Raw genomic sequence first — 2184 nt, 5'->3', positions numbered from 1 at the left:
CATTCAATAAACCAGCTGTAACAACAATGGCTGTTCCATGTTGATCATCATGAAAGACTGGAATATCTAATTCGTTGATAAGTGTTCTTTCAATTTCTACGCATCGTGGTGCACTAATACCCGTCTTTAGAGACTATCACTAGATTTTTTAGACTAAATTTAAAATCAAAATTTTAAGTAGCTAATAAACGTCGATTTTATCGATGTTTTTTTATGTTAAATTCTTTTATTTTTTTATAGTTTATGTTATAATGATGGTGATAGTGGTGATAGATTATTGGAGGTGCTTTATGGCTTATTTTCTTAAACAATCTCATTTAAAAGGACGCACTTATTTATCAATCGTTGAGAGTTTTTATTCCCCTGAAAAGCATGGGTCTGCTCATCGTACATACAAGTCCCTTGCCTCTGTTGAAACCTGGAAGAAAAAAGGCATTGATGATCCTGTTGCTCATTTTCAAAAAGAAGTTGATGAATTAAATGCTGCTCATAAAATTAAAAAAGAACTTCAAATATCTGATGAGTCTCCTGAAGTTTATCTTGGTTACTTCCCTTATGCCTCTCTTTTAAAATGTATGGACATAAAGAAGTATGTCGATTATTTAAATAATTCTAATAGCTTCACTTTTGATCTTTATGAACTTCTTTCTACACTCATCTTCGCTCGCTTAGTAAATCCTTGCAGTAAACGCAAGACTTTTCACGAAGTTCTTCCTAAACTTCATCAATCAGTTCATTATTCCTATGACCAACTTTTAAGCGGTTTAGGATATATCGGTAATGATTATGGAAAATTTATTGAAATCTTTAATGAACAGTTAGATATGGTCTATAAAAAAGAAACTGATAAAACTTATTTTGATTGTACAAACTTCTATTTTGAAATTGATAAACAAGATGATTTCAGAAGAAAAGGACCATCTAAAGAAAGCCGTAAAGATCCAATAGTCGGTATGGGACTTCTACTTGATGCCAACCAGATTCCTATAGGCATGAAAATGTTTCCTGGGAATCAAAGTGAGAAACCCATTATGAGAGATGTTGTAAATGATTTAAGAAATACATATCAAATAAATGGCAGAACAATACATGTAGCTGATAAAGGTCTTAATTGTGCTGATAATATCGCTTTCGCCAAAGAAAATGGTGATGGTTATCTCTTTTCTAAATCCGTAAAGATGCTTCCTGAAACCGAACAAACTTGGGTAACCATGGATAGTGATGATTGGGAAGAAGTGAGAGATAAGGAGGGACATCTCGTTTACAAATACAAATCATGTATTGATCAATTTCCTTACAATATCACCATTGATGAAAACACAGGGAAAAAGAAAATTTTGATGTTTAAAGAAAAAAGAGTACTTACTTATAACCCTAAGCTTGCCGCAAAGAAAAAGTATGAAATAGAAAAACAAGCTGAGAAAGCAAGAGAACTCTGTTATAGCCAAGCAAAACGTTCTGAATTTGGAGATCTTGGAAAATATGTTGATTTTATCAATGAAAAAGGAGGAAAAGCTAAAGCCAAAATAAATCAAGAAGCCATTGACAAAGAAAGAAAACTTGCAGGTTATAATCTTCTAGTGACTTCTGAAACAAAAATGAGTGAACGCGAAATATATGAGACCTATCATAATTTATGGAGAATAGAAGAATCATTTAAGATCATGAAAAGCGATCTCGATGCAAGACCTGTATTTCTCCAAAAAGAAAGTACTATAAAAGGACATTTCTTAATCTGTTATTTATCAGTTCTTCTAGAAAGATTACTACAATTCAAAGTATTCAATAAAGAGTTTAGTACATATGAAATCATGAAGTTCACACGTGAATTTAGACTAGTAAAAGGTGAAAGTAAATACATTAATATAACAACAAGTAGCAGATTTATAAAAGAATTTGCGAAGCTGTCTAAACTTCCATTAACTAACTACTACCTAACAGAGAGACAAATTAAACAAATATTAAATTATAAAATATAGAATTAAAAACAGGTCCCTAAAAATATAGAGACCTAAATCTTTTATAAAACTATCACTAGATTTTAATACCGGATACTAAAGTCAGGTTATATACCTTGACAGATGTAGTTTCAAGACTACACTTTTTGAGCTTGAGTAAATATTAAAAACCAGGAAAAATATATTTCCATACAATTCCTGGTTAAATATTGTCATCTTAACTTAA

General features: G+C 31.0%; 1 protein-coding gene and 1 pseudogene. One reads left to right on the top strand and one right to left on the bottom strand.

Annotated elements, in window-relative coordinates; genetic code table 11:
* Positions 1 to 118: pseudogene (locus tag B5E79_RS13380) on the bottom strand (NAD(P)-dependent malic enzyme); the annotation flags it as partial.
* Positions 119 to 290: 172 nt separating this feature from the next.
* Here B5E79_RS13380 and B5E79_RS13190 point away from each other — a divergent pair.
* Positions 291 to 1979, top strand: coding sequence for an IS1634 family transposase (locus tag B5E79_RS13190; protein WP_143746799.1), 1689 nt, complete (start codon positions 291 to 293; stop codon positions 1977 to 1979).
* Positions 1980 to 2184 lie beyond the last annotated feature (205 nt).

It is taken from the genome of Massilimicrobiota sp. An134, from assembly GCF_002160815.1.
In the GTDB taxonomy this organism is placed as follows: Bacteria; Bacillota_I; Bacilli_A; order Erysipelotrichales; family Coprobacillaceae; genus Allocoprobacillus; species Allocoprobacillus merdigallinarum.
This window is presented reverse-complemented; position numbering and strand designations above follow the sequence as displayed.